Source organism: Rhodococcus sp. NPDC006774, from assembly GCF_040636045.1.
Taxonomy (GTDB): domain Bacteria; phylum Actinomycetota; class Actinomycetes; order Mycobacteriales; family Mycobacteriaceae; genus Rhodococcoides.
In genome coordinates, this window is record NZ_JBEYIW010000006.1 from 1 (window position 1) to 19,801 (window position 19,801).

17 protein-coding genes are annotated in these 19,801 nt (G+C 64.7%); 10 read left to right on the forward strand and 7 right to left on the reverse strand.

From position 1 onward, the window contains the following. Positions 1-258: 258 nt before the first annotated feature. The 4 genes from sthA to ABZ677_RS10905 all read left to right on the forward strand — a co-directional run bounded on the left by sthA (position 259) and on the right by ABZ677_RS10905 (position 6,678). Positions 259-1,674 carry a Si-specific NAD(P)(+) transhydrogenase gene (gene sthA / locus ABZ677_RS10890; protein ID WP_037189486.1) on the forward strand — a complete coding sequence of 472 codons (1,416 nt, stop codon included), beginning with the start codon at positions 259-261 and terminating at the stop codon, positions 1,672-1,674. A 203-nt stretch (positions 1,675-1,877) separates the two neighbouring features. Further along, positions 1,878-2,822, forward strand: a complete 945-nt coding sequence (locus tag ABZ677_RS10895) for a PAC2 family protein (RefSeq protein ID WP_037190100.1) — start codon at positions 1,878-1,880, stop codon at positions 2,820-2,822. A gap of 285 nt (positions 2,823-3,107) precedes the next feature. After that, on the forward strand, positions 3,108-4,091 hold the full coding sequence (locus ABZ677_RS10900; RefSeq protein WP_082323615.1) for an alpha/beta hydrolase: 984 nt from the start codon (positions 3,108-3,110) through the stop codon (positions 4,089-4,091). A 70-nt stretch (positions 4,092-4,161) separates the two neighbouring features. Continuing rightward, the gene (locus ABZ677_RS10905; RefSeq protein WP_358369195.1) at positions 4,162-6,678 is read left to right on the forward strand and encodes a DUF3516 domain-containing protein; all 2,517 of its coding nucleotides are present in this window, start codon (positions 4,162-4,164) and stop codon (positions 6,676-6,678) included. On the opposite strand, the gene ABZ677_RS10910 is transcribed toward ABZ677_RS10905, so the two are convergent. Further along, a complete protein-coding gene (locus ABZ677_RS10910; protein WP_358369198.1) occupies positions 6,665-7,603 on the reverse strand; it encodes a hydrogen peroxide-inducible genes activator in 939 nt (312 codons plus the stop codon). The two genes, ABZ677_RS10905 and ABZ677_RS10910, sit on opposite strands and share 14 nt — an antisense overlap. Before the next feature lie 149 nt (positions 7,604-7,752). On the opposite strand from ABZ677_RS10910, the gene ABZ677_RS10915 reads away from it, so the two are divergent. From ABZ677_RS10915 to ABZ677_RS10925, 3 genes are all read left to right on the forward strand, one after another. Beyond that, the gene (locus tag ABZ677_RS10915) at positions 7,753-8,340 is read left to right on the forward strand and encodes a peroxiredoxin (protein ID WP_032397906.1); all 588 of its coding nucleotides are present in this window, start codon (positions 7,753-7,755) and stop codon (positions 8,338-8,340) included. 1 nt (position 8,341) lies between these two features. Next, positions 8,342-8,881 (forward strand): carboxymuconolactone decarboxylase family protein, encoded by a 540-nt coding sequence (locus ABZ677_RS10920; RefSeq protein WP_037189489.1) that lies wholly within the window; start codon positions 8,342-8,344, stop codon positions 8,879-8,881. A 77-nt stretch (positions 8,882-8,958) separates the two neighbouring features. Then, the gene (locus ABZ677_RS10925; RefSeq protein ID WP_358369202.1) at positions 8,959-9,630 is read left to right on the forward strand and encodes a PhzF family phenazine biosynthesis protein; all 672 of its coding nucleotides are present in this window, start codon (positions 8,959-8,961) and stop codon (positions 9,628-9,630) included. Here ABZ677_RS10925 and ABZ677_RS10930 read toward each other — a convergent pair. Then, positions 9,620-10,294 carry a hypothetical protein gene (locus ABZ677_RS10930; protein ID WP_358369204.1) on the reverse strand — a complete coding sequence of 225 codons (675 nt, stop codon included), beginning with the start codon at positions 10,292-10,294 and terminating at the stop codon, positions 9,620-9,622. The genes ABZ677_RS10925 and ABZ677_RS10930 overlap by 11 nt on opposite strands. A 38-nt stretch (positions 10,295-10,332) precedes the next feature. Between ABZ677_RS10930 and ABZ677_RS10935 the strand changes: the two genes are divergently transcribed. Further along, positions 10,333-10,563, forward strand: coding sequence for a hypothetical protein (locus ABZ677_RS10935; protein ID WP_037189492.1), 231 nt, complete (start codon positions 10,333-10,335; stop codon positions 10,561-10,563). Here the strand turns inward: ABZ677_RS10935 and ABZ677_RS10940 are convergent. Continuing rightward, positions 10,547-11,806 carry an aminotransferase class III-fold pyridoxal phosphate-dependent enzyme gene (locus ABZ677_RS10940; protein WP_094634293.1) on the reverse strand — a complete coding sequence of 420 codons (1,260 nt, stop codon included), beginning with the start codon at positions 11,804-11,806 and terminating at the stop codon, positions 10,547-10,549. The two genes, ABZ677_RS10935 and ABZ677_RS10940, sit on opposite strands and share 17 nt — an antisense overlap. Positions 11,807-11,809: 3 nt before the next feature. Next, complete coding sequence (locus tag ABZ677_RS10945; RefSeq protein ID WP_358369208.1) at positions 11,810-12,484, reverse strand: Pr6Pr family membrane protein; 675 nt, start codon at positions 12,482-12,484, stop codon at positions 11,810-11,812. Between the two features lie 70 nt (positions 12,485-12,554). Between ABZ677_RS10945 and hrpA the strand changes: the two genes are divergently transcribed. Beyond that, positions 12,555-16,451 (forward strand): ATP-dependent RNA helicase HrpA, encoded by a 3,897-nt coding sequence (gene hrpA, locus ABZ677_RS10950; protein ID WP_037189494.1) that lies wholly within the window; start codon positions 12,555-12,557, stop codon positions 16,449-16,451. 12 nt (positions 16,452-16,463) lie between these two features. Here hrpA and nrdR read toward each other — a convergent pair whose 3' ends face one another. Continuing rightward, positions 16,464-16,928 carry a transcriptional regulator NrdR gene (gene nrdR, locus ABZ677_RS10955; protein WP_008716872.1) on the reverse strand — a complete coding sequence of 155 codons (465 nt, stop codon included), beginning with the start codon at positions 16,926-16,928 and terminating at the stop codon, positions 16,464-16,466. A gap of 100 nt (positions 16,929-17,028) precedes the next feature. Beyond that, complete coding sequence (locus ABZ677_RS10960) at positions 17,029-17,439, reverse strand: hypothetical protein (protein WP_358369211.1); 411 nt, start codon at positions 17,437-17,439, stop codon at positions 17,029-17,031. A gap of 385 nt (positions 17,440-17,824) precedes the next feature. Between ABZ677_RS10960 and lexA the strand changes: the two genes are divergently transcribed. Next, the gene (gene lexA / locus ABZ677_RS10965) at positions 17,825-18,508 is read left to right on the forward strand and encodes a transcriptional repressor LexA (RefSeq protein WP_037189497.1); all 684 of its coding nucleotides are present in this window, start codon (positions 17,825-17,827) and stop codon (positions 18,506-18,508) included. Between the two features lie 78 nt (positions 18,509-18,586). Here the strand turns inward: lexA and ABZ677_RS10970 are convergent, their stop codons facing one another. Continuing rightward, entirely contained in the window at positions 18,587-19,729 is a 1,143-nt protein-coding gene (locus ABZ677_RS10970) for an acyl-CoA dehydrogenase family protein (RefSeq protein ID WP_358369214.1), read from the reverse strand. Positions 19,730-19,801: the final 72 nt, after the last annotated feature.

The window sequence follows — 19,801 nt, forward strand, 5'->3', positions numbered from 1 at the left end:
CTTCGTTGGGCCCGGGATCGGGGATGGTGATCGTCTCGATGGAGACGGGCTCGCCCTTGCTCTTGGCGACGACGGCGCGGACCTGCTGCGGCATGTGTTCCTCCACTGTAAATCGGGTGTTTCGTGCTCTGTTCAGCCTTGCACAACGCATCAGCACGTGGCGACATCTGCATGGGTTCGATGCACCGAATCGCGGAGTTCACAAGGTTGTGACCGGGCGGGCACGCAGTCTTTGCGTACGAGCGGTACCTATGACGAATGTCTGAACCCATGGAGTACGACCTGGTGGTCATCGGCTCCGGCCCCGGTGGCCAGAAGGCGGCCATTGCGGCTGCGAAGCTCGGCAAGCGGGTGGCGATCGTGGAGAAGGGCCACATGCTCGGCGGGGTCTGTGTCAACACCGGCACCATTCCGTCCAAGACACTGCGCGAGGCCGTTCTGTATCTCACGGGCATGAATCAACGTGAGCTGTACGGGGCGAGTTACCGAGTGAAGGCCGATATCACTCCGGCCGATCTGCTGGCCCGAACCCAGCACGTGATCGGCAAGGAGATCGAGGTGGTGCGTTCGCAACTGCTGCGCAACCGCATCGAGTTGATCACCGGCGTCGGCAAGTTCCTCGACGCGCACACCATCGTGATCGAAGACGAGATGCGGGGAGAACGCATCACGGTCAAGGCCGCCAACGTGGTGATCGCCACCGGCACCGCTCCCGCCCGTCCGGCCGACATCGCGTTCGACGACTATCGAGTGCTCGACTCGGACGGAATCCTCAACCTCGAGTTCATTCCGGCATCCATGGTGGTCGTGGGGGCCGGTGTCATCGGAATCGAGTACGCATCGATGTTCGCTGCCCTGGGCACGAAGGTCACCGTCGTCGAGAAGCGTGATTCGATGCTCGACTTCTGCGATCGCGAGATCATCGAATCGTTGCAGTTCCACCTCCGCGATCTCGCGGTGACGTTCCGATTCGGGGAGGCGGTGACCGCTGTCGACGTCGGCCCGAACGGAACGGTGACGACGCTTGCCAGTGGCAAGCGGATCCCTGCGGAGACGGTGATGTACTCGGCCGGGCGTCAGGGGTTGACGACTGCACTCGATCTCGAGAACGCCGGTCTCGAGGCCGACGCGCGAGGCCGCATCTTCGTCGACGAGCATTTCCAGACCAAGGTCGATCACATCTACGCGGTCGGCGATGTCATCGGCTTTCCGGCGTTGGCCGCGACGTCGATGGACCAGGGCAGGTTGGCGGCGTACCACGCGTTCGGCGAGTCCAGCGCCAAGCTGACCGACGTGCAGCCCATCGGCATCTACTCCATTCCCGAGGTCTCGTACGTCGGAGCCACGGAGGTCGACCTGACGAAGGGATCGGTCCCCTACGAGGTCGGGGTGTCGAGGTACCGCGAACTCGCCAGGGGTCAGATCGCCGGCGACTCGTACGGAATGTTGAAGTTGCTCGTCTCCACCGAGGACCGCTCCATTCTGGGCGTGCACATCTTCGGGTCGGGTGCGACGGATCTGGTGCACATCGGTCAGGCGGTGATGGGGTGCGGCGGCACCGTCGACTACCTCGTCGATGCCGTGTTCAACTACCCGACGCTGTCCGAGGCCTACAAGGTCGCAGCTCTCGACGTCACCAACAAGATCCGCGCGCTGGCGAACTTCGACCGCTGATCGTCTCGGTGTCACCGAGCAGCGACGCGACGGCAGCTCGAACGACCGTCGGGGAATGAACCGCGGGCAACCGGTTGTTCTTCTCGGGTAGTGATTCGCCACGTTCGACGTCGGCGCGTACACGGCGCGAGCCGAGGGTCGGCGTATTCTGGCTCGAATCTCGCGTCGAGGTACCGACGAGTCGATCCGAAAGGGGCCCGGCCATGACCGAACAGTCGAAGATGTACGAGCTGGAGTTTCCGGCACCGCAAACGTTCTCCGACGACGGCGTCGGACCCGTCCTCGTGCACGGCCTGGAGGGCTTCTCCGACGCAGGTCACGCGGTCAAGTTGGCGACGACTCATCTGCGCGAGAGCTTGGAATCGGAGCTGGTCGCGTCGTTCGACGTCGACGAGTTGATCGACTACCGGTCCCGACGGCCCACGATGACGTTCAAGTCCGACCATTTCTCGGACTACGACGCTCCCGAGCTGAACCTCTATGCCGTCAAGGACCGAACCGGCACCCCGTTCCTGTTGCTGGCCGGTATGGAGCCGGATCTGCGGTGGGAGAAGTTCACCACCGCTGTGCGCCTGCTGGCCGAGCAGCTCGGAGTCCGTCGGACCATCGGCCTCGGCTCGATCCCGATGGCCATTCCGCACACCCGGCCACTCGGTGTGACGGCCCACGCCAGCGACAAGGAGCTGGTCAAAGAGGGCAACAGCTGGGCAGGCGACTTGCAGGTTCCCGGCAGCGCCTCCTCCCTGCTCGAGCTTCGGATGGCGCAGCACGGTCACGAGTCGATGGGCTTCTCGGTGCACGTCCCGCACTACCTCGCCCAGACGGACTACCCCGGTGCAGCCGAGACGTTGCTCGAGAACGTCAGTGAGGCCGCCGAGTTGGATCTCCCGCTGGCCGCGTTGGGTGAGGCCGCGGCGCGAGTCCGGGAACAGGTGAACGAGCACATCACCGGAAACGAGGAAGTGCAGTCGGTGGTGCAGGCGCTCGAGCGTCAGTACGACACCTACGTTGCCGCGCAGGAGCAGCAGTCGACGTTGTTGGCCAGTGACGAACCACTGCCCAGCGGCGACGAGCTCGGCGCAGAGTTCGAGCGCTTCCTCGCCGAGCAGGCAGGTCTCGACGAGGGAGAGGACACCACCGAGCGGTAACAGTGTGAGTGGTCACAGAACTCGATCGCTTCGGCGGGCATATCGGACAGCCCGGGCCGATCGAAACATACCTGTAACCGCAAATACGCTCGATGTTCTGCCCCGAGCGCGATCTCGTGCAAGAGTCGTAGCAACACGTACTCCGGTACGTACGTCTACACACTCGTGCACGGCGTCGCCGTTCTGTGCCGCCGCGCGCGGTGCACCAGGGAATTTCAGGAGGCGCAGGTGAGCACCAATCCGCGCAGTCGCAAGCTCCGCCCGGTTCCCGACGAAGAACCACGGCTGATCTTCCGGACCATTCACGGATACCGGCGGGCATTCCGCATGGCCGGCGAAGGTCCCGTTCTGCTGTTGATCCACGGTATCGGCGACAACTCCGAGACGTGGAACGAAGTCATCCCACACCTGGCGAAGAACTACACCGTCATCGCTCCGGATCTGTTGGGGCACGGTCGCTCGGACAAGCCGCGTGCGGATTACTCCGTCGCCGCGTACGCCAACGGGATGCGTGACCTGCTCTCGGTGTTGGGCATCGAGCACGTCACCGTCGTCGGGCACTCACTGGGCGGCGGCGTCGCCATGCAGTTCGCCTACCAGTTCCCGGGCATGGTCGACAGGTTGGCTCTGGTGTCCTCCGGTGGCGTCACCAAGGACGTACACCCCATTCTTCGACTGGCGTCCATGCCGTTCCTGAGCGAGGCGGTCAAACTGCTCCGCCTGCCCGGCGCGATCCCCGCGGTGAAGTTGGCAGGCGGCCTCCTGAGCAAACTGCACAGCTCTCCCCTACGGCCCGGTTCGCTTCTGCACGACACTCCGGATCTGATCCGAGTGCTGAGCGAGCTCCCGGCCCCGACGACGTACGAGGCGTATCTGCGGACCCTGCGCGCCGTCGTGGACTGGCGTGGCCAGGTGGTCACGATGCTGGATCGGTGTTATCTCACCGAGAACCTTCCCGTCCTGCTCGTCTGGGGTGATCAGGACTCGGTGATCCCGGTCAGTCATGCTCGCCTCGCGCACTCGGCCATGCCCGGTTCCACGTTGGAGGTGTTCGAGAATTCCGGACACTTCCCGTTCCGGGACGATCCGATGCGCTTCTTGCAGGTCGTCGAGGACTTCATCGATTCCACACCGTCGCTTACCTTCGACGAGGTGCGGTGGCGCAACCTGCTCATCACCGGTGTCGGTGAGGACATGATCACCGGAAGCGCCAGTACCCGGATGGCCGTTCTCGGTGCGATGGGTTCGGACGAGCGCAGCGCCACCTGACGCGTCGACTCGGCACCGGACGCTCGGTGTCGATGCGGGTCCGGCCGTCCATTCCACATAGCCTGTAGAGGTGCTTCTCACCGAACTGATTCCCGATGCCTCCGCCGATCGGTCCGACGGCGTGGACCCGGATGTCCTGTTCGACACGTTCACCACCTGGACTGCCGATCGCGGTCTCACCCTGTATCCCGCACAGGAGGAAGCTCTCATCGAGCTGGTCTCCGGCTCCAACGTCATCCTGGCGACGCCGACGGGATCGGGCAAGTCGATGGTGGCCATCGGAGCCCATTACGCCGCGATGGCCGCAGGCATTCGTAGTTTCTACACCGCGCCGATCAAGGCACTCGTCAGCGAGAAGTTCTTCGCCCTGTGCGAGATCTTCGGTGCGCAGAACGTCGGCATGATGACCGGCGACGCGTCGGTCAATTCCGGTGCCCCGATCATCTGCGCCACCGCCGAGATCGTCGCGAACCTCGCCCTGCGTCAGGGTGCCGGCTCCGACATCGGCCAGGTGATCATGGACGAGTTCCACTACTACTCCGAGCCCGATCGAGGGTGGGCCTGGCAGGTGCCGTTGATCGAGCTGCCACAGGCCCAGTTCCTGCTGATGTCTGCGACCCTGGGCGATGTCTCGTTCTTCCGCGACGATCTGACCCGACGCACCGGACGGACGACCACTGTCGTCTCGGGCACCGAGCGTCCGGTTCCGCTGATGTTCTCGTATGTCACCACTCCGATCAGCGAGACCATCGAAGAACTGGTGGAAACGCATCTCGCGCCGGTGTACGTCGTGCATTTCACGCAGGCCGCGGCACTCGAACGAGCGCAGGCGCTGACGAGCGTCAACGTCGCGTCCAAGCAGGAGAAGGCCGAGATAGCCGAGGCCATCGGCAACTTCCGCTTCACCACCGGTTTCGGCAAGACGCTTTCGAGGTTGGTTCGGCACGGCATCGGCGTGCACCACGCGGGCATGCTGCCCAAATATCGACGGTTGGTGGAGAAGCTGGCGCAGGACGGACTGCTGAAGGTGATCTGTGGAACGGACACCCTCGGTGTGGGAATCAACGTCCCGATTCGCACCGTGCTGTTCACCGGACTGACCAAGTACGACGGCATTCGCACTCGCAAGCTACGGGCCCGCGAGTTCCATCAGATCGCCGGTCGTGCGGGACGGGCCGGCTACGACACACTCGGGACCGTGGTGGTCGAGGCCCCCGAACACGACATCGAGAACGCGCGTCTGGTGGCCAAGGCCGGGGACGATCCGAAGAAGCTCAAGCGCGTGCAGCGCAAGAAGGCACCCGACGGTTTCGTCTCGTGGGGCGAGCCGACGTTCGAGCGGATCATCGCCGCGAGTCCGGAGCCGCTCACGTCCCGATTCTCGGTGAGCAACGCCATGCTGCTCAATGTCATTGCCCGGCCCGGCAATTGCTTCCATGCCATGCGCCACCTGCTCGAGGACAACCACGAGACCCGGCCCGCTCAGCGCAAGCACATCCTGCGAGCACTCTCGCTCTACCGCGGTCTCGTCGATGCGGGCATCGTCGAGCAACTCGACGAGCCGGACGCCGACGGTCGACATGCTCGACTGACGGTGGACCTGCAACCGGACTTCGCGCTCAATCAGCCGCTGTCGACGTTCGCGGTCGCGTCCTTCGATCTGCTCGACGCCGAATCACCGACCCACGCCCTCGATGTGGTGTCGATCATCGAGTCGACCCTCGACGATCCGCGTCAGATCCTGATGGCGCAGCAGCACGCCGCGCGCGGCGAAGCGGTCTCGCAGATGAAGGCCGACGGCATCGAGTACGACGAGAGAATGGAATTGCTAGAGGAGGTCACGTGGCCGAAACCTCTTGCAGAGCTGCTCGTTCCGGCGTTCGAGATCTATCGTGGCACCCATCCGTGGCTCTCCGAGGTCGGCCTCTCCCCCAAGTCCGTGGTACGAGACATGGTCGAGCGCGCGATGACGTTCGCAGAGTTGATCAGCCACTACGGCCTGATGCGGTCCGAGGGACTCGTCCTGCGTTATCTCGCCGACGCCTATCGCACACTGCGCCAGACGGTTCCGCCCGAGTCTCGAACCGAAGAGGTACAGGACATCACCGAGTGGCTGGGTGAACTCGTCCGGCAGGTGGATTCGAGCCTGCTCGACGAGTGGGAGAACCTGACGGACCCCGGTGCCGAGCCGGAAGCGCTCGTGGAGGCGTACGGATCCGATGTGCCACGTCCGATCTCGGCCAACCCGCGGGCCTTCCGAATTCTCGCGCGCAACGCGATCTTCCGCCGAGTGGACCTGGCGGCGCGCCGACAGTGGAATACTCTCGACGAACTCGACGACGGCCCCGACTGGGAGGCGGAACTGGAACCGTTCTTCGCCGAGTACGGCTCGATCGGAACGGGCCCGTCGGCCCGGGGCCCTGCGTTGTTCACCCTGAGCGTCGGTGCGGAGTCCACCACGGTGCGTCAGGTGTTGGAAGATCCCGACGGTGACCACGGCTGGTCGCTCGACGCAGTCGTCGATGTGCCGGAGTCCGACGCGGCAGGCGAGATCGTGTTCGACGAGATCGTGATCACGCCCGGCTGAGACCACCTGCGTTGTCGGTGAGAACCTCTGCGGCGAGAAGACCTGCCAGCGCACTGTATTCGGCCGAGCGCGCACTCGAGGCTCGGTACACGAGACCGATGGTGCGGCCGGGAGCAGGGTGTGCGAACTCGGCGGTGGACAGGCCCGCGCGAGCGACCTCGACATCGACGGCGCGGCGCGGCAGCAACGTCAGGCCCAGCCCTCCTGCAACGCACTGCACCACCGTGGTCAACGACGTTGCCCGCGTATCGCTCGCATCGGGCGCGATGTCGACCGAGCGGCACAGGTCCAGGGTCTGCTCGCGCAGGCAGTGCCCCTCGTCGAGCAGGAGCAGAGGGAGGCCGCGGAGGTCGGCGACCGACAGATCCCGACGCCCGGAGAGGGGATGCTCGGCAGGTAGCGCGAGCACGAAATCCTCGGTGTACATGGATATTTCGATCATTCCCGGATCGGCGATGGGGAGAGCGAGAACGGCGACGTCGATCGCACCGGACCGGAGTGCGTCGAGCAGTCTGGCCGTGTGATCCTCGACGATTCGGGGCACGAGGTCCGGAAACTCGGCCCGCATGGCAGGAAGCACCGTCGGCAACACGTACGGTGCCACCGTCGGAATGATCCCGAGCCGCAGGCCACCGGTCAGACGGCCGCCCAATCCCGCTGCGGCAGCGACCAATCCGTCCACGGCGTCGAGTGCCGCAGTCGCACGACCGAGCAACTGACTGCCGGCCGACGTCAGCAACACCCTGCGGGTGCTGCGTTCGATCAACTGCACCCCCAGCCCCTGCTCGAGCGCAGCGAGGGCCTGCGACAGAGACGGCTGACTGATGTTCGATCGTGTTGCCGCAGTGCCGAAATGGCGATGTCGGGCGATCGCCACGAAGGCCCGCAGATGCGACAGGGTCGGCTGATAGCTTCGATCGGTCACGCCTATCAGTCTAGTGCCACTCATCACGTTTACCTTTCACGACATTTTTGGCACACTCGTACCGGTCGGCCGGGCCCGCGCGGCTGTTCACACGCCACCGGACCGCCCACATACGAAACCGACACAGTCATTCGACACGAGGAGAACACATGGCACTGCTGACAATTGGCGATCAGTTCCCTTCATACAACCTCACCGCCGTCATCGGCGGAGATCTGTCCAAGGTGAACGCACAGCAGCCCGACGACTACTTCACCACCGTCACCAGTGACGATCACGCAGGCAAGTGGCGCATCGTCTTCTTCTGGCCCAAGGACTTCACGTTCGTCTGCCCCACCGAGATCGCCGCGTTCGGCAAGCTGAACGAGGAGTTCGAGGACCGCGATGCACAGGTCCTCGGCGCGTCCGTCGACAACGAGTTCGTTCACTTCCAGTGGCGGGCACAGCACGACGAGCTCAAGACGCTCCCCTTCCCCATGCTGTCCGATCTCAAGCGCGAATTGGCTGCTGCCACGGGCGTTCTCAATGCCGACGGCGTTGCCGATCGCGCCACGTTCATCGTCGACCCCAACAACGAGATCCAGTTCGTGTCGGTCACGGCAGGATCGGTGGGGCGCAACGTGGACGAGGTCCTGCGAGTTCTCGATGCCCTGCAGTCCGACGAGCTGTGCGCCTGCAACTGGAAGAAGGGTGATCCCACCATCGACGCAGGCGAACTGCTGACGGCGAGCGTCTGACATGACGATCGACAACCTGAAGAACGCCGTACCCGAGTACGCCAAGGACCTCAAGCTCAATCTCGGTTCCATCGCCCGTTCCACGGTGCTCAGCGAGCAGCAGCTGTGGGGCACCCTGCTGTCGGTGGCCGCAGCGTCGAAGTCCGCGACGACGTTGAAGGAGATCGCCGAGGACGCAGCCGATTCGCTGTCGGCCGAGGCGTACAACGCGGCCCTCGGTGCCGCGTCGATCATGGGCATGAACAACGTCTTCTACCGAACCAAGGGATACCTGGACGGCAAGTACGACGACCTTCGCGCCGGTCTGCGCATGAACATCATCGGCAACCCCGGTGTGGACAAGGCCGACTTCGAGCTGTGGTCGCTCGCGGTGTCGGCCGTCAACGGGTGCAACCACTGCTTGGAGGCACACGAGAAGACTCTGCGCGCCGAGGGCGTCGACCGCGAGAAGATCTTCGAGGCCATCCGCGCCGCGTCGATCGTCGCGGGTGTCGCGCAGGCGATCGAAGCAGGACGAATCCTCGACGGTGCCGCCGTCTGAGCGTCGACTCGACCTGTACGTCGAACGAGGGATTCGCGGTCGCGGGTCCCTCGTTCGGCGTTTGGTAGCGTCCGGGCATGGCTACCGACGTGTCCGTCGTCCGAGTGTTCACCGATGCCGAAGGCAGATTCGGCAACCCCCTCGGCATCGTGACCGCGGATGACGTCGACGAGGCGGACAGGCAGCAGTTCGCCGCCGAGCTCGGCTTCAGCGAGACGGTGTTCGTCGATCGCAGCGAATCCGGTACGGCCTCGGCATCCATCTACACCCCCGCCGTCGAGCTGCCCTTCGCCGGGCATCCCACGGTCGGACTCTCGTGGTGGCTGCGCGAGCAGGGACACCCGGTCGATGTCCTCACCGTCCCTGCCGCACCGCTGGACATCCGCTACGACGAGGACCACACCTGGGTTCGCGCCCGCGCCGAGTGGACTCCGCACTTCACCTTCCATCAGGTCCGCGATGCGGCCGAGGTGGCGGCAGCAGACCCGAGTGCGTACGACAGCGGGCACCACTACGTCTGGGCCTGGACCGACGAAGAGCACGGCGCGCTGCGATCGCGCATGTTCGCACCGATGATGGGTATCGTCGAGGACGAAGCGACCGGTGCTGCCGCCGTCCGGCTGACCGGCGAACTCGGTCGGAGCCTGAACATCGTGCAGGGAGCCGGATCTCGATTGCGCACCACCATCGACGGCGACTGGGTTGAATTGGGCGGACGCACCGCGGCGGACGCGTCGATCAGCTTGTGACGGGCACGTCCACTTCGATCTCCTCGCCCAGACGCACACCGGCGGCGAGTGGGAGCCGGTCGCCGCTCCAGAACTTTCCCGGGTCGAACCAGTTGGCTTTCTTGTTGCCCGTGAGCAGACCCATCGCGTCGTAGGTCATGGCGACCACCTCAGCGCAGTAGGCGGTTTCAAGGGCTGCTTCCTCGCGTTCGCTGCGCCGCAGTGCGGGGACTCGGCCCCGGAACCATCGACCGGCGAGCGCCGCCGTCGTCGGAAAGGCTGTTCCGTCCATGCGGGCGATGGTGCGCAGCAAGGCGTCTTCCTGCTCCTTCGTCACTGCCGGAGCGGAGCCTGCGGAACGATCCAGGTCTCCGCCCAATTGCCGCAGCCAACAACGCTGTTGGTACTTCGTGGACCACTGGGTGACGGCCGCACGCAGGTCGTGGAGCTGCACGCCGCGCTGGAAGTTTCCGGTCCACATGTCCTGCAACGACTTTCCCAGTTCGGCGTGCCACATCAGCGGCGGCAGGTCGTCGATCACGACGGCCATTCCGACGTGATTGACAGGACTGTTGGTCAGTGCCTGGATTGCCCGATCGGAGCTCGACTTGCCGCGGAAGATCCAGATGTCGCCCGTTCTGGTGGCCTCGACTGCGGTATCGAGGCTGATTCGCGACGGATTCATGGTCCACACCCTAGATCTCGTGACGGTACGGTGGCCGGATGAACGTGTGGAAGGCTCTCGGTCTCGCCGGGATGGTCGGTGTCGCGGCCACCGGGGCGTTGGTGGTTCGATCTGAGCGCAAGCGTCGTGCCTATGCGCCCGAGGAAGTCCGCGAGCAGTTGCATCGACGTTTCGCAGCCGTCTCCGACGAGCCCGTACCGGCACCTGCTCCCCCGCCCTCGCGGGGGAAGCAGCTGCTCGGCAGACTTCGGTTCAGCCGAGCGCGCTGAGGATCCGCGCGGCCAGCTCTTCGATCTCGGCGTCCGTCATGACGAATGCCGGCGAGATCTGCATCGCACCCTGACCGGCCGCGCGGCCGGAGACCCCGTGTGCTCGCAGCGTTTTGACGAAGGGTAGTGCCTCGGCCGGATCGGCGAGCTGCACGGCGGCAACAGCACCGATCCCGCTGCGAATCTCCGAGACTCGTTCGTGTGCGGCCAAGGGCGCGAGGTGGGTGTGCAACGCCGCTTCGATGCGCTTGGAGTGAGAGAGCAACTCCTCGCGCTCGATGATGTCGAGGTTTGCCATCGCCGCGGCGGCCGCGCCTGCGTGACCGCCGTAGGTGTACCCGTGCCGCCACCACACGCCGCCCGCGAAGAACGGCTCGGCGATCTTCGGGGCGATGAACACGGCACCCATCGGTACGTATCCGGACGTCAGGCCCTTGGCGGTCGTCATCAGGTCGGGTTCGAGCTCGAATCGGGTGGAGGCGAACCAGCTGCCGCCGATGCGGCCGAATCCGGTGACGACCTCGTCCGCGACGAACAGCACGTCGTTGTCGCGGCAGATCTGCCGAACCTCGCGCAGGTAGCCCTCCGGCGGCAGGTAGATTCCGCCTGCTCCGATCACCGGCTCGCAGAAGAAGGCAGCCACGTTCTCTGCACCGACCTCCTCGATCAGCGCCAGCAGTGACTTCGCGTCGTCCCACGCCACTGTCCTGGCGTCGGGCATCAGCTCGCCGTAGTTCTCCTTGTTCACCGGGATACCGGCCAGCGCGGTGCCGGCGACGTGCATGCCGTGGTAGGCCTTCTGCCGGCCGACGATCATCTTCTTGGCCGGTTGTCCCATTTCGACCCAGTAGCGGCGCGCGAGCTTCGCGGCGGTGTCGATGGAGTCCGAACCACCCGAGGTGAAGAAGATCTTGCTGCCCGGCACCGGCGCGATGGCGGCGAGACGATCGGCCAAGGCCAGCGTGGTCTCGGGAACGAAGTCGCCGAAGTTCGAGTAGTGGGCGAGCGAGCTCAGCTGTGTGGCAACGGCATCGGCGATCTCGCGGCGGCCGTGACCGACGTTGGTGAACCACAGACCGGCGGTCGCGTCGAGATACTTCGTTCCCTCGTTGTCGAAGATGTACGCGCCCTCGCCTCGCGAGACGACGAACGGGCCACTGGCGGTGACGGCGCCCATGTCGGCGAAGCCGTGCCACAGCGCGGAGGAGTGTGTGGTGGCGGCTGGATCCAGGTCGGAAGACATGCGCTACACAGTAGTGGAGTCCGATTCGATCGAGTCCGATCCGTACCTCCACCGTCCTGCGAGCCGTCCGAGAGCATTGACTGCCAGCGCCATCAGCGCGAAAGCGACGGTCAGCACGACCAGACCGATGACGAGCGCGAGGTATCCCTGCGAACGTGGATCGAGGAACGGGTAGGGGTACCAGTCGACGACGGGTCCGCGGATCAGGGTGTAGGTCCCGTAGAGCAGTGGGAAGAGCAACCACGTCAGGCTGCGCGACTCCGAGATGTGCCGCCGCGGTGGAGCGAGGATCCAGTCGAGCAGAAGGACCACGGGCATGATGCGATGCACCACGTTGTTGGTCCACGGATCCGCCACACCGACATCGATGTTCGAGAGCAACACCGCGTAGATGATCCCGGTGATCACCATGTAGAGCGTCACCGCTCCACGGAAGAGTTGCAATCCCGAAGACCGCGGATCGATCACGCCGCCGATCGTGAGCACGAGCACCGTCAGGACGTTGCTGATCACGGTGAAGTAGCTGAAGTAGTTGACCAACGAGAACGTCGGGGTGGCAAGTCCGTCCACGACGATCGATACGAGCGCCGCGGCGGTGAGCGCAGCGAACAGCACCCGCAGCGTCCTGATCGGTGCCGGCGTACGCGGTTCGACAGTGACATCGTGCGAGATGCTCATTCGCCGATCCTGGCACAGTCGCGGCCGGCATTCACGACGGTTGCGTCGATACGGATATCCTGATGTGAGTATGTCTACCTCGAATCCGTCCGGTCAGCGAAAATCTCTCGCCACACGTCTGGCAGACGTCACCATCCGCGACGAGAACCGGCTACGGCGGCGACTGGACAAGGCCCGCACCGACGACGCGTTCGCCGCCCTCGAACGCGATGTCGCCCGCGCCGAGACGGTTGTGGCCAACCGCCGGGCCGCGGTGCCGACCCTCGAGTTTCCCGAGTCGCTTCCGGTCAGTCTCCGCAAGGACGACATCGCTGCCGCCATCGCCGAACATCAGGTCGTCATCGTCGCCGGTGAGACCGGCTCGGGTAAGACCACTCAGATTCCGAAGATCTGTCTCGCACTCGGTCGCGGAATTCGCGGGTCGATCGGTCACACCCAACCGCGCCGGCTCGCAGCGCGCACGGTGGCCGAGCGCATCGCCGAGGAGGTCGGCGAGCCCCTGGGTGAATCCATCGGCTACAAGGTGAGATTCACCGATCAGTCCTCGGATTCGACGCTCGTCAAGCTGATGACCGACGGCATCCTCCTGGCGGAGATCCAGCGAGACAGACTGCTGCGCCAGTACGACACCCTGATCATCGACGAGGCCCACGAGCGCAGCCTCAACATCGATTTCATCCTGGGCTACCTCGCGCAGCTTCTCCCCCGACGTCCTGACCTGAAGATCGTCATCACCTCGGCGACGATCGATCCCGAACGGTTCGCCCAACATTTCGCGCGGGACGGCGTGCCCGCGCCGATCATCGAGGTCTCGGGCCGCACGTTCCCGGTCGAAATGCGCTATCGACCACTGACCGTCGACGCCGGGGACACGACGATCGATCTCGACCCCGTCGACGCGACCTGTCAGGCGGTCGACGAACTCATGGCCGAGGGCGACGGGGACATTCTGGTCTTCCTGTCCGGTGAACGCGAGATTCGCGACACCGCCGATGCTCTGAACGACCGCAACCTCCGCAACACCGAGATCGTTCCGCTGTACGCGAGACTCTCTGCGGCCGAACAGCATCGAGTGTTCTCACCACACTCGGGCCGACGCGTGGTGCTCTCGACGAACGTTGCGGAAACATCGCTGACGGTCCCCGGCATCCGCTACGTGGTGGACCCGGGTACGGCCCGAATCTCGCGATACTCGTTGCGCACCAAGGTTCAACGCCTCCCCATCGAGCCGATCTCACAGGCATCGGCGCGGCAGCGGGCCGGCCGCTGTGGCCGCGTCGCCGACGGCATCTGCATCCGGTTGTATTCCGAGGAGGATTTCGAGTCGCGGCCGCAGTTCACCGAGCCGGAGATTCTGCGTACCAACCTGGCGTCGGTCATCCTGCAGATGACCGCCCTCGGGCTGGGCAAGATCGACGCGTTCCCGTTCGTCGAACCGCCCGATCCGCGCAGCATCAGAGACGGCATCGGACTGCTGGAAGAACTCGGGGCGCTGAAGCCGGCCACCAAGGAGGGCACTGCAGAACTGACCCCGATCGGCCGGGAGCTCTCGGCGCTGCCGGTCGATCCGCGGATGGCTCGGATGCTGGTCGAGGCCAACGGCAACGGCTCTCTTCGCGACGCGCTGGTGGTCGTGGCGGCGCTGTCCATTCAGGATGTTCGGGAGCGACCCGCCGAGCATCAGCAGGCGGCGGACGAAAAGCATGCGCGTTTCGCGGTGGAGAACTCCGACTTCCTCGCGTACGTGAAGCTGTGGACCTATCTGCGCGAGCAACGGAACGAGTTGTCCTCCAACCAGTTCCGACGCATGTGCCGAACAGAGTTCCTGCACTACCTTCGTATTCGTGAGTGGCAGGATCTGCACGGCCAACTGCGTCAGATCACCCGCGGGCTCGGGTGGACGGTGCCCGACGCCGATTCCACCGAGACCGCCCTGCATCAGTCGCTGCTGTCCGGATTGCTCTCGCACGTCGGGCTCAGGGAGGGTGACAAGCGCGAGTTCCTCGGCGCGCGCGGTGCGCATTTCGCGATCTTCCCGGGCTCGGGTCTGTTCAAGAAGCCGCCGCGCTGGGTCATGGCCGCCGAACTGGTCGAGACCGGTCGACTGTGGGGCCGCATGGCCGCCCGCATCGAACCGGAATGGGCCGAACGACTCGCACCCCACCTGGTCAAGCGGACCTACTCGGAACCGCATTGGTCGATCAAGCGTGAATCGGCGATGGCCTACGAACGAGTGACGCTGTACGGCATTCCCCTGGTGACGCAACGCCCGGTGAATTACCACCGCATCGACCCCGAGGCGTCGCGGGAGTTGTTCATCAGACACGCGCTGGTGGAGGGCGAATGGAAGACCCAGCATGCCTTCTTCCACAAGAACCGGGCACTGCTCGACGACGTCGGCGAACTCGAGCATCGCGCTCGACGGCGCGACATCGTCGTCGACGACGACGCTCTGTTCGACTTCTACGACGCCCGCATCGCCCCGGAGGCCGTCTCGGCACGGCACTTCGACACCTGGTGGAAGAAGGCCCGCAGACAGGACCCGCACCTGCTCGACTTCACCACCGACACCGTCGTCAACTCCGACGCGGCCTCTGTCCTCACCGGTGCATATCCCGACGCATGGCGACAGGGCGAGATCCAATTCCCCCTGACCTATCAGTTCGAGCCCGGCACTGCGGCCGACGGTGTCACCGCGCGGATTCCGATTGCCCTCCTCGCTCAGGTACAGCCGGTGGGTTTCGACTGGCTGGTTCCCGGGATGCGACTGGAGCTGGTCACGGCACTGATCAAGACACTGCCGAAAGCTTTGCGGCGCAATGTCGTTCCGGCACCGGACTTCGCCGCCGCGGCGTTGGCCGTCATGAAGCCTCGCGCGGAAACCCTGATGACGGCCCTGGCACGTGAACTCTCGCGGGCTGCGCAGTGCCACATCACTGCGAAGGACTTCGATGGTGCGGCACTGCCCGAGCACCTGAAGATGACGTTCGCGGCCGTCGATCCGTCCGGAAAGGTGTTGGGCAGCAACAAAGATCTCGCTGCTCTACGCACCGGATTGTCCGGGGAGGTCGGTCGCCAGGTCGCGAGCGCGGTCGGTGACGCGGAGCGTGCGCCGTCCCTGGCATGGACCTCGAGCACTCTGGGGCGGTTGGAGTCGACCGTCACCCGTGATGTGGGCGGACAGAAGGTCACCGGGTACCCGGCATTGGTGCCGGAAGGACCGGGCGTCGCGGTTCGAGTCCTGAGCACCCCCGCCCAACAGCGAGCAGCGATGAGGTCGGGAACCAGAGCTCTGCTGCTGTCGACGGCACCGAAGGGAACCAAGGCACTGCTGGCCGGGCTGCCGACCGCCGAACGTCTTGCTCTCGGCCAGAATCCGTACGGCGGAGTCGATCCGCTCCTCGAGGAATGCCGGGTTCTCGCGGTCGAGGAGGCAATGGATGCACACGGTGGACCGGTTCGAGATCCCGAGGCTTTCGACAAGCTCAGGGCGCTCGTCCACGCGGAGGTTCCGCAGCGCACCGCCGCGGTGCTCGCCCTGGTTCGCCCTGTGCTGACCGCTGCCCTGGCACTGTCCGCGCAACTCCAGTCCTCCTCGGGTGAGCCGGCCGACGATGTTCGGGAACAGCTCGACGGCTTGATCTTTCGCGGGTTCGTCACCGAGTTCGGTTCTCGCAGATTGGCAGACCTACCGCGCTACCTCGCGGCTGCGACGAAGCGTTTGGCAACCCTGCCGAGCAGCGCGGGCCGTGATGCGGCGGCGATGGATGTACTCGATCGGGTGTATGCGTCGTACGGACGACTGTTGGATTCGCTTCCGGAAAGCAGAAAGAACAGTTCCGGGGTACAGGAACTGTTCTGGATGATCGAGGAGTTGCGGGTGGGATTGTTCGCCCAAGGGATTCGTACGGCGTATCCGGTCTCGGAGAAGCGCATCGAGAAGGCGATCTCGGACCAGAGTCGCTGACGGGCGGAACTGTCAGTCGATGTCGGCGGACTCGCGGTGCTTGCGCAGTTCGTGGATCTCTTTCTCGAAGTCCTCGGCCGAACTGAACGAGCGGTAGACCGAAGCAAAGCGCAGGTAGGCCACTTCGTCGAGATCACGGAGCGGACCGAGAATGGCCAACCCCACTTCGTTGCTGGGGATCTCCGCGGATCCCGCGGCACGGATGGCGTCCTCGACCTGCTGCGCCAGCAGGTTCAGCGCGTCGTTGTCGACGTCTCTGCCCTGGCAGGCGCGTCGGACTCCTTTGACGACCTTTTCGCGGCTGAACGGCTCGGTCACGCCGCTGCGCTTCACGACCGCGAGCACTGCGGCCTCGACGGTGGTGAATCGACGGCCGCACTCCGGGCAGGAGCGACGACGCCGGATTGCTTGGCCCTCGTCCATCTCACGCGAGTCGACCACGCGTGAGTCGGGATGCCTGCAGAACGGGCAATGCATGAGGGGTCCTCCGTCGTAGCCGATGCTCCGACGACGAGCACGCACATCGGGGCAGTCTGTCGAGGATACTCAGTCCTCGCGAACCCGACGGGGCCGGTGGTCATCTGCCGGGCGTGTACTCGACGAGAGCTTCGTCGTGCACTTCCACCACACCGACCGGCTGCGCACCTGCATCGGGAGCAGCCGCCCGCAGGTTCGCGATGCCGATCAGGCCACCTGCGACGACCAGGACCGCCAACACCGTCAGCACGAGCGATCGCAGCCGAACCGGCTGGCCCGCGAAGTGCGCGGAGGTCGCGTCGAACTCGCGATCGGCGTCCTCACGATCGGTGACGTCGGTCCACGACGGATCGAGGACCGGAAGGCACGGTGCGCTCTGCGTACGGGGTGCCGTGACGCCGTGCATCCCGATGGGACTCTGCAGAACGGGACGCGCCCGGCGACGACGCTCGACGACAGTGGACCGGGCACGGACACCGGCGGCGGTGGGGCGATCGGTGATGATGGTCATCGGAACCTCGACTTCGCTCGTTGGATCGATTGTTCGATCAGGCGTTCGATGGACGCTTGTTCGAAGTTCTATCACGAGCCTCCGACAAAGTCTGCAGAAAACGCGACACGAGTCGAACAGATGTTTGATTCAACAGCTGATACACGCTAGATTCGTGTCAGAAACCACACGCCACACGAGTCGACACCATCAACTCCAGTCCGCGCAGACCTACCACGCAGACCGGATCCCAGGACACCAGCAGGAGGCCGACAGCATGAAGGACGAGACCTCGACGAGGTCGACCACGCGTTCCACGACGACGGGTTCCAGGACGACCGGAGCCAAGGCCACCGCCACCAAGTCCGCGGCGGGAAAGCCGGCCGCGGAACCGACCTCCAAGGCCATGGAGGTCGGCACCGATATCAGTGCGGGTCTGACCGAGCGGCAGCGGAAGGTACTCGAGGTCATTCGCGCGTCGGTCACCGAGCGCGGCTACCCGCCGAGCATCCGGGAGATCGGAGACGCGGTCGGTCTGACCTCGACCTCCTCCGTTGCCCACCAGCTGCGCACCCTCGAACGCAAGGGCTTCCTCAGGCGCGACGCCAACCGTCCCCGAGCCGTCGACGTCCGCGGTCTCGACGAGGTGCAGGCCGATCAGGCTGCCGCCGCGGTCGACGGTTCGTCGGCGTCCGAGGAACAGGATCGGTTGCCGACCCCGACGTTCGTTCCGGTACTGGGCCGGATCGCCGCAGGCGGTCCCATCCTGGCCGAGGAAGCCGTCGAGGACGTGTTCCCACTCCCCCGCGAGCTGGTCGGTCAGGGTTCGCTGTTTCTGCTGAAGGTGGTCGGCGAGTCGATGATCGATGCGGCCATCTGCGACGGTGACTGGGTGGTGGTTCGTCAGCAGTCCGTGGCCGACAACGGCGACATCGTCGCTGCGATGATCGACGGCGAGGCCACCGTCAAGACGTTCAAGCGGTCCAAGGGCGAGGTGTGGCTGCTGCCGCACAACCCGCTGTTCGAGCCGATTCCGGGCAACAACGCCGCGATCCTCGGCAAGGTCGTCACCGTGATGCGCAAGCTGTAGGGATCGTCACCGAAGACACACGCGAAGGGCCGCAGCACAGTGTGCTGCGGCCCTTCGCGTGTTCTTCGGATCAGCGGATCACAGATTCAATCCGCGGCCGATGATCTCCTTCATGATTTCTGTGGTGCCGCCGTAGATGGTCTGCACACGAGAATCCATGTACGCCTTGGCGATCGGGTATTCCTTCATGTAGCCGTAGCCGCCGTGCAGCTGCAGGCACCGGTCGATCAGTTTGACCTGATTCTCGGTGGTCCACCATTTCGCCATCGCGGCTTCCTGGACGGTCAGGGTGCCCGCGTTGAGCAGTTCGATGAACTTGTCCACCATGATGCGGGTGGCGGTGGTCTCGGTCGCCAACTCCGCCAACACGAATCGGGTGTTCTGGAACTTGCCGATCGACTTTCCGAAGGCCTTGCGATCGCGGCAGTACCGGATCGTCATGTCCAGCGCAGATTCCATGGCCGCAGCGGCGACAACAGCGATCGAGAGCCGTTCCTGAGGAAGATTCTGCATGAGGTAGATGAAGCCCATGCCTTCTTCACCGAGCAGGTTGGCCGCGGGCACGCGAACGTCGGTGAAGCTGAGTTCGGCTGTGTCCTGGGCCTTCATACCGATCTTGTCGAGATTGCGGCCACGCTCGAAACCGGGCATGTCGCGCTCGACGACCAGCAGGCTGAAGCCCTGGGCACCCTTCTCGGGGTCGGTGCAGGCTACGACGATGATCAGATCGGCGTTGATTCCGTTGGTGATGAACGTCTTCGAGCCGTTCAATACCCAGTCGTCGCCGTCGCGAACGGCCTTGGTCTTGATGCCCTGCAGGTCGCTTCCGGTACCCGGCTCGGTCATGGCGATCGCGGTGATCAGCTCACCCGAACAGAATCCGGGGAGCCAACGCTGCTTCTGCTCGTCGTTGGCCAGCTCGATCAGGTACGGCGCGACGACGTCGTTGTGCAGGGTGAAGCCGATGCCGCTGTAGCCGCCGCGAGTGGTTTCCTCGGTGACGATGGCGTTGTAGCGAAAGTCCTTGACTCCGCCGCCGCCGAATTCCTCGGGCGCTGCCGTTCCGAGGAAGCCCTGCTTACCGGCCTCGACCCAGACACCGCGATCGACGATGTTCTGCTCTTCCCACTTCGCGTGGTTCGGTGCCACGTGCTGATCGAGAAATTTCCGGTACGACTCCCGGAACAGCTCGTGCTCGGGCTCGAAAAGTGTGCGTTCCACGAATGTCTCCTTGTTCGGTGCATACCGACAGCGACCACGCGAAATCTCTACGGATCTCGGTCGCCGGTACGA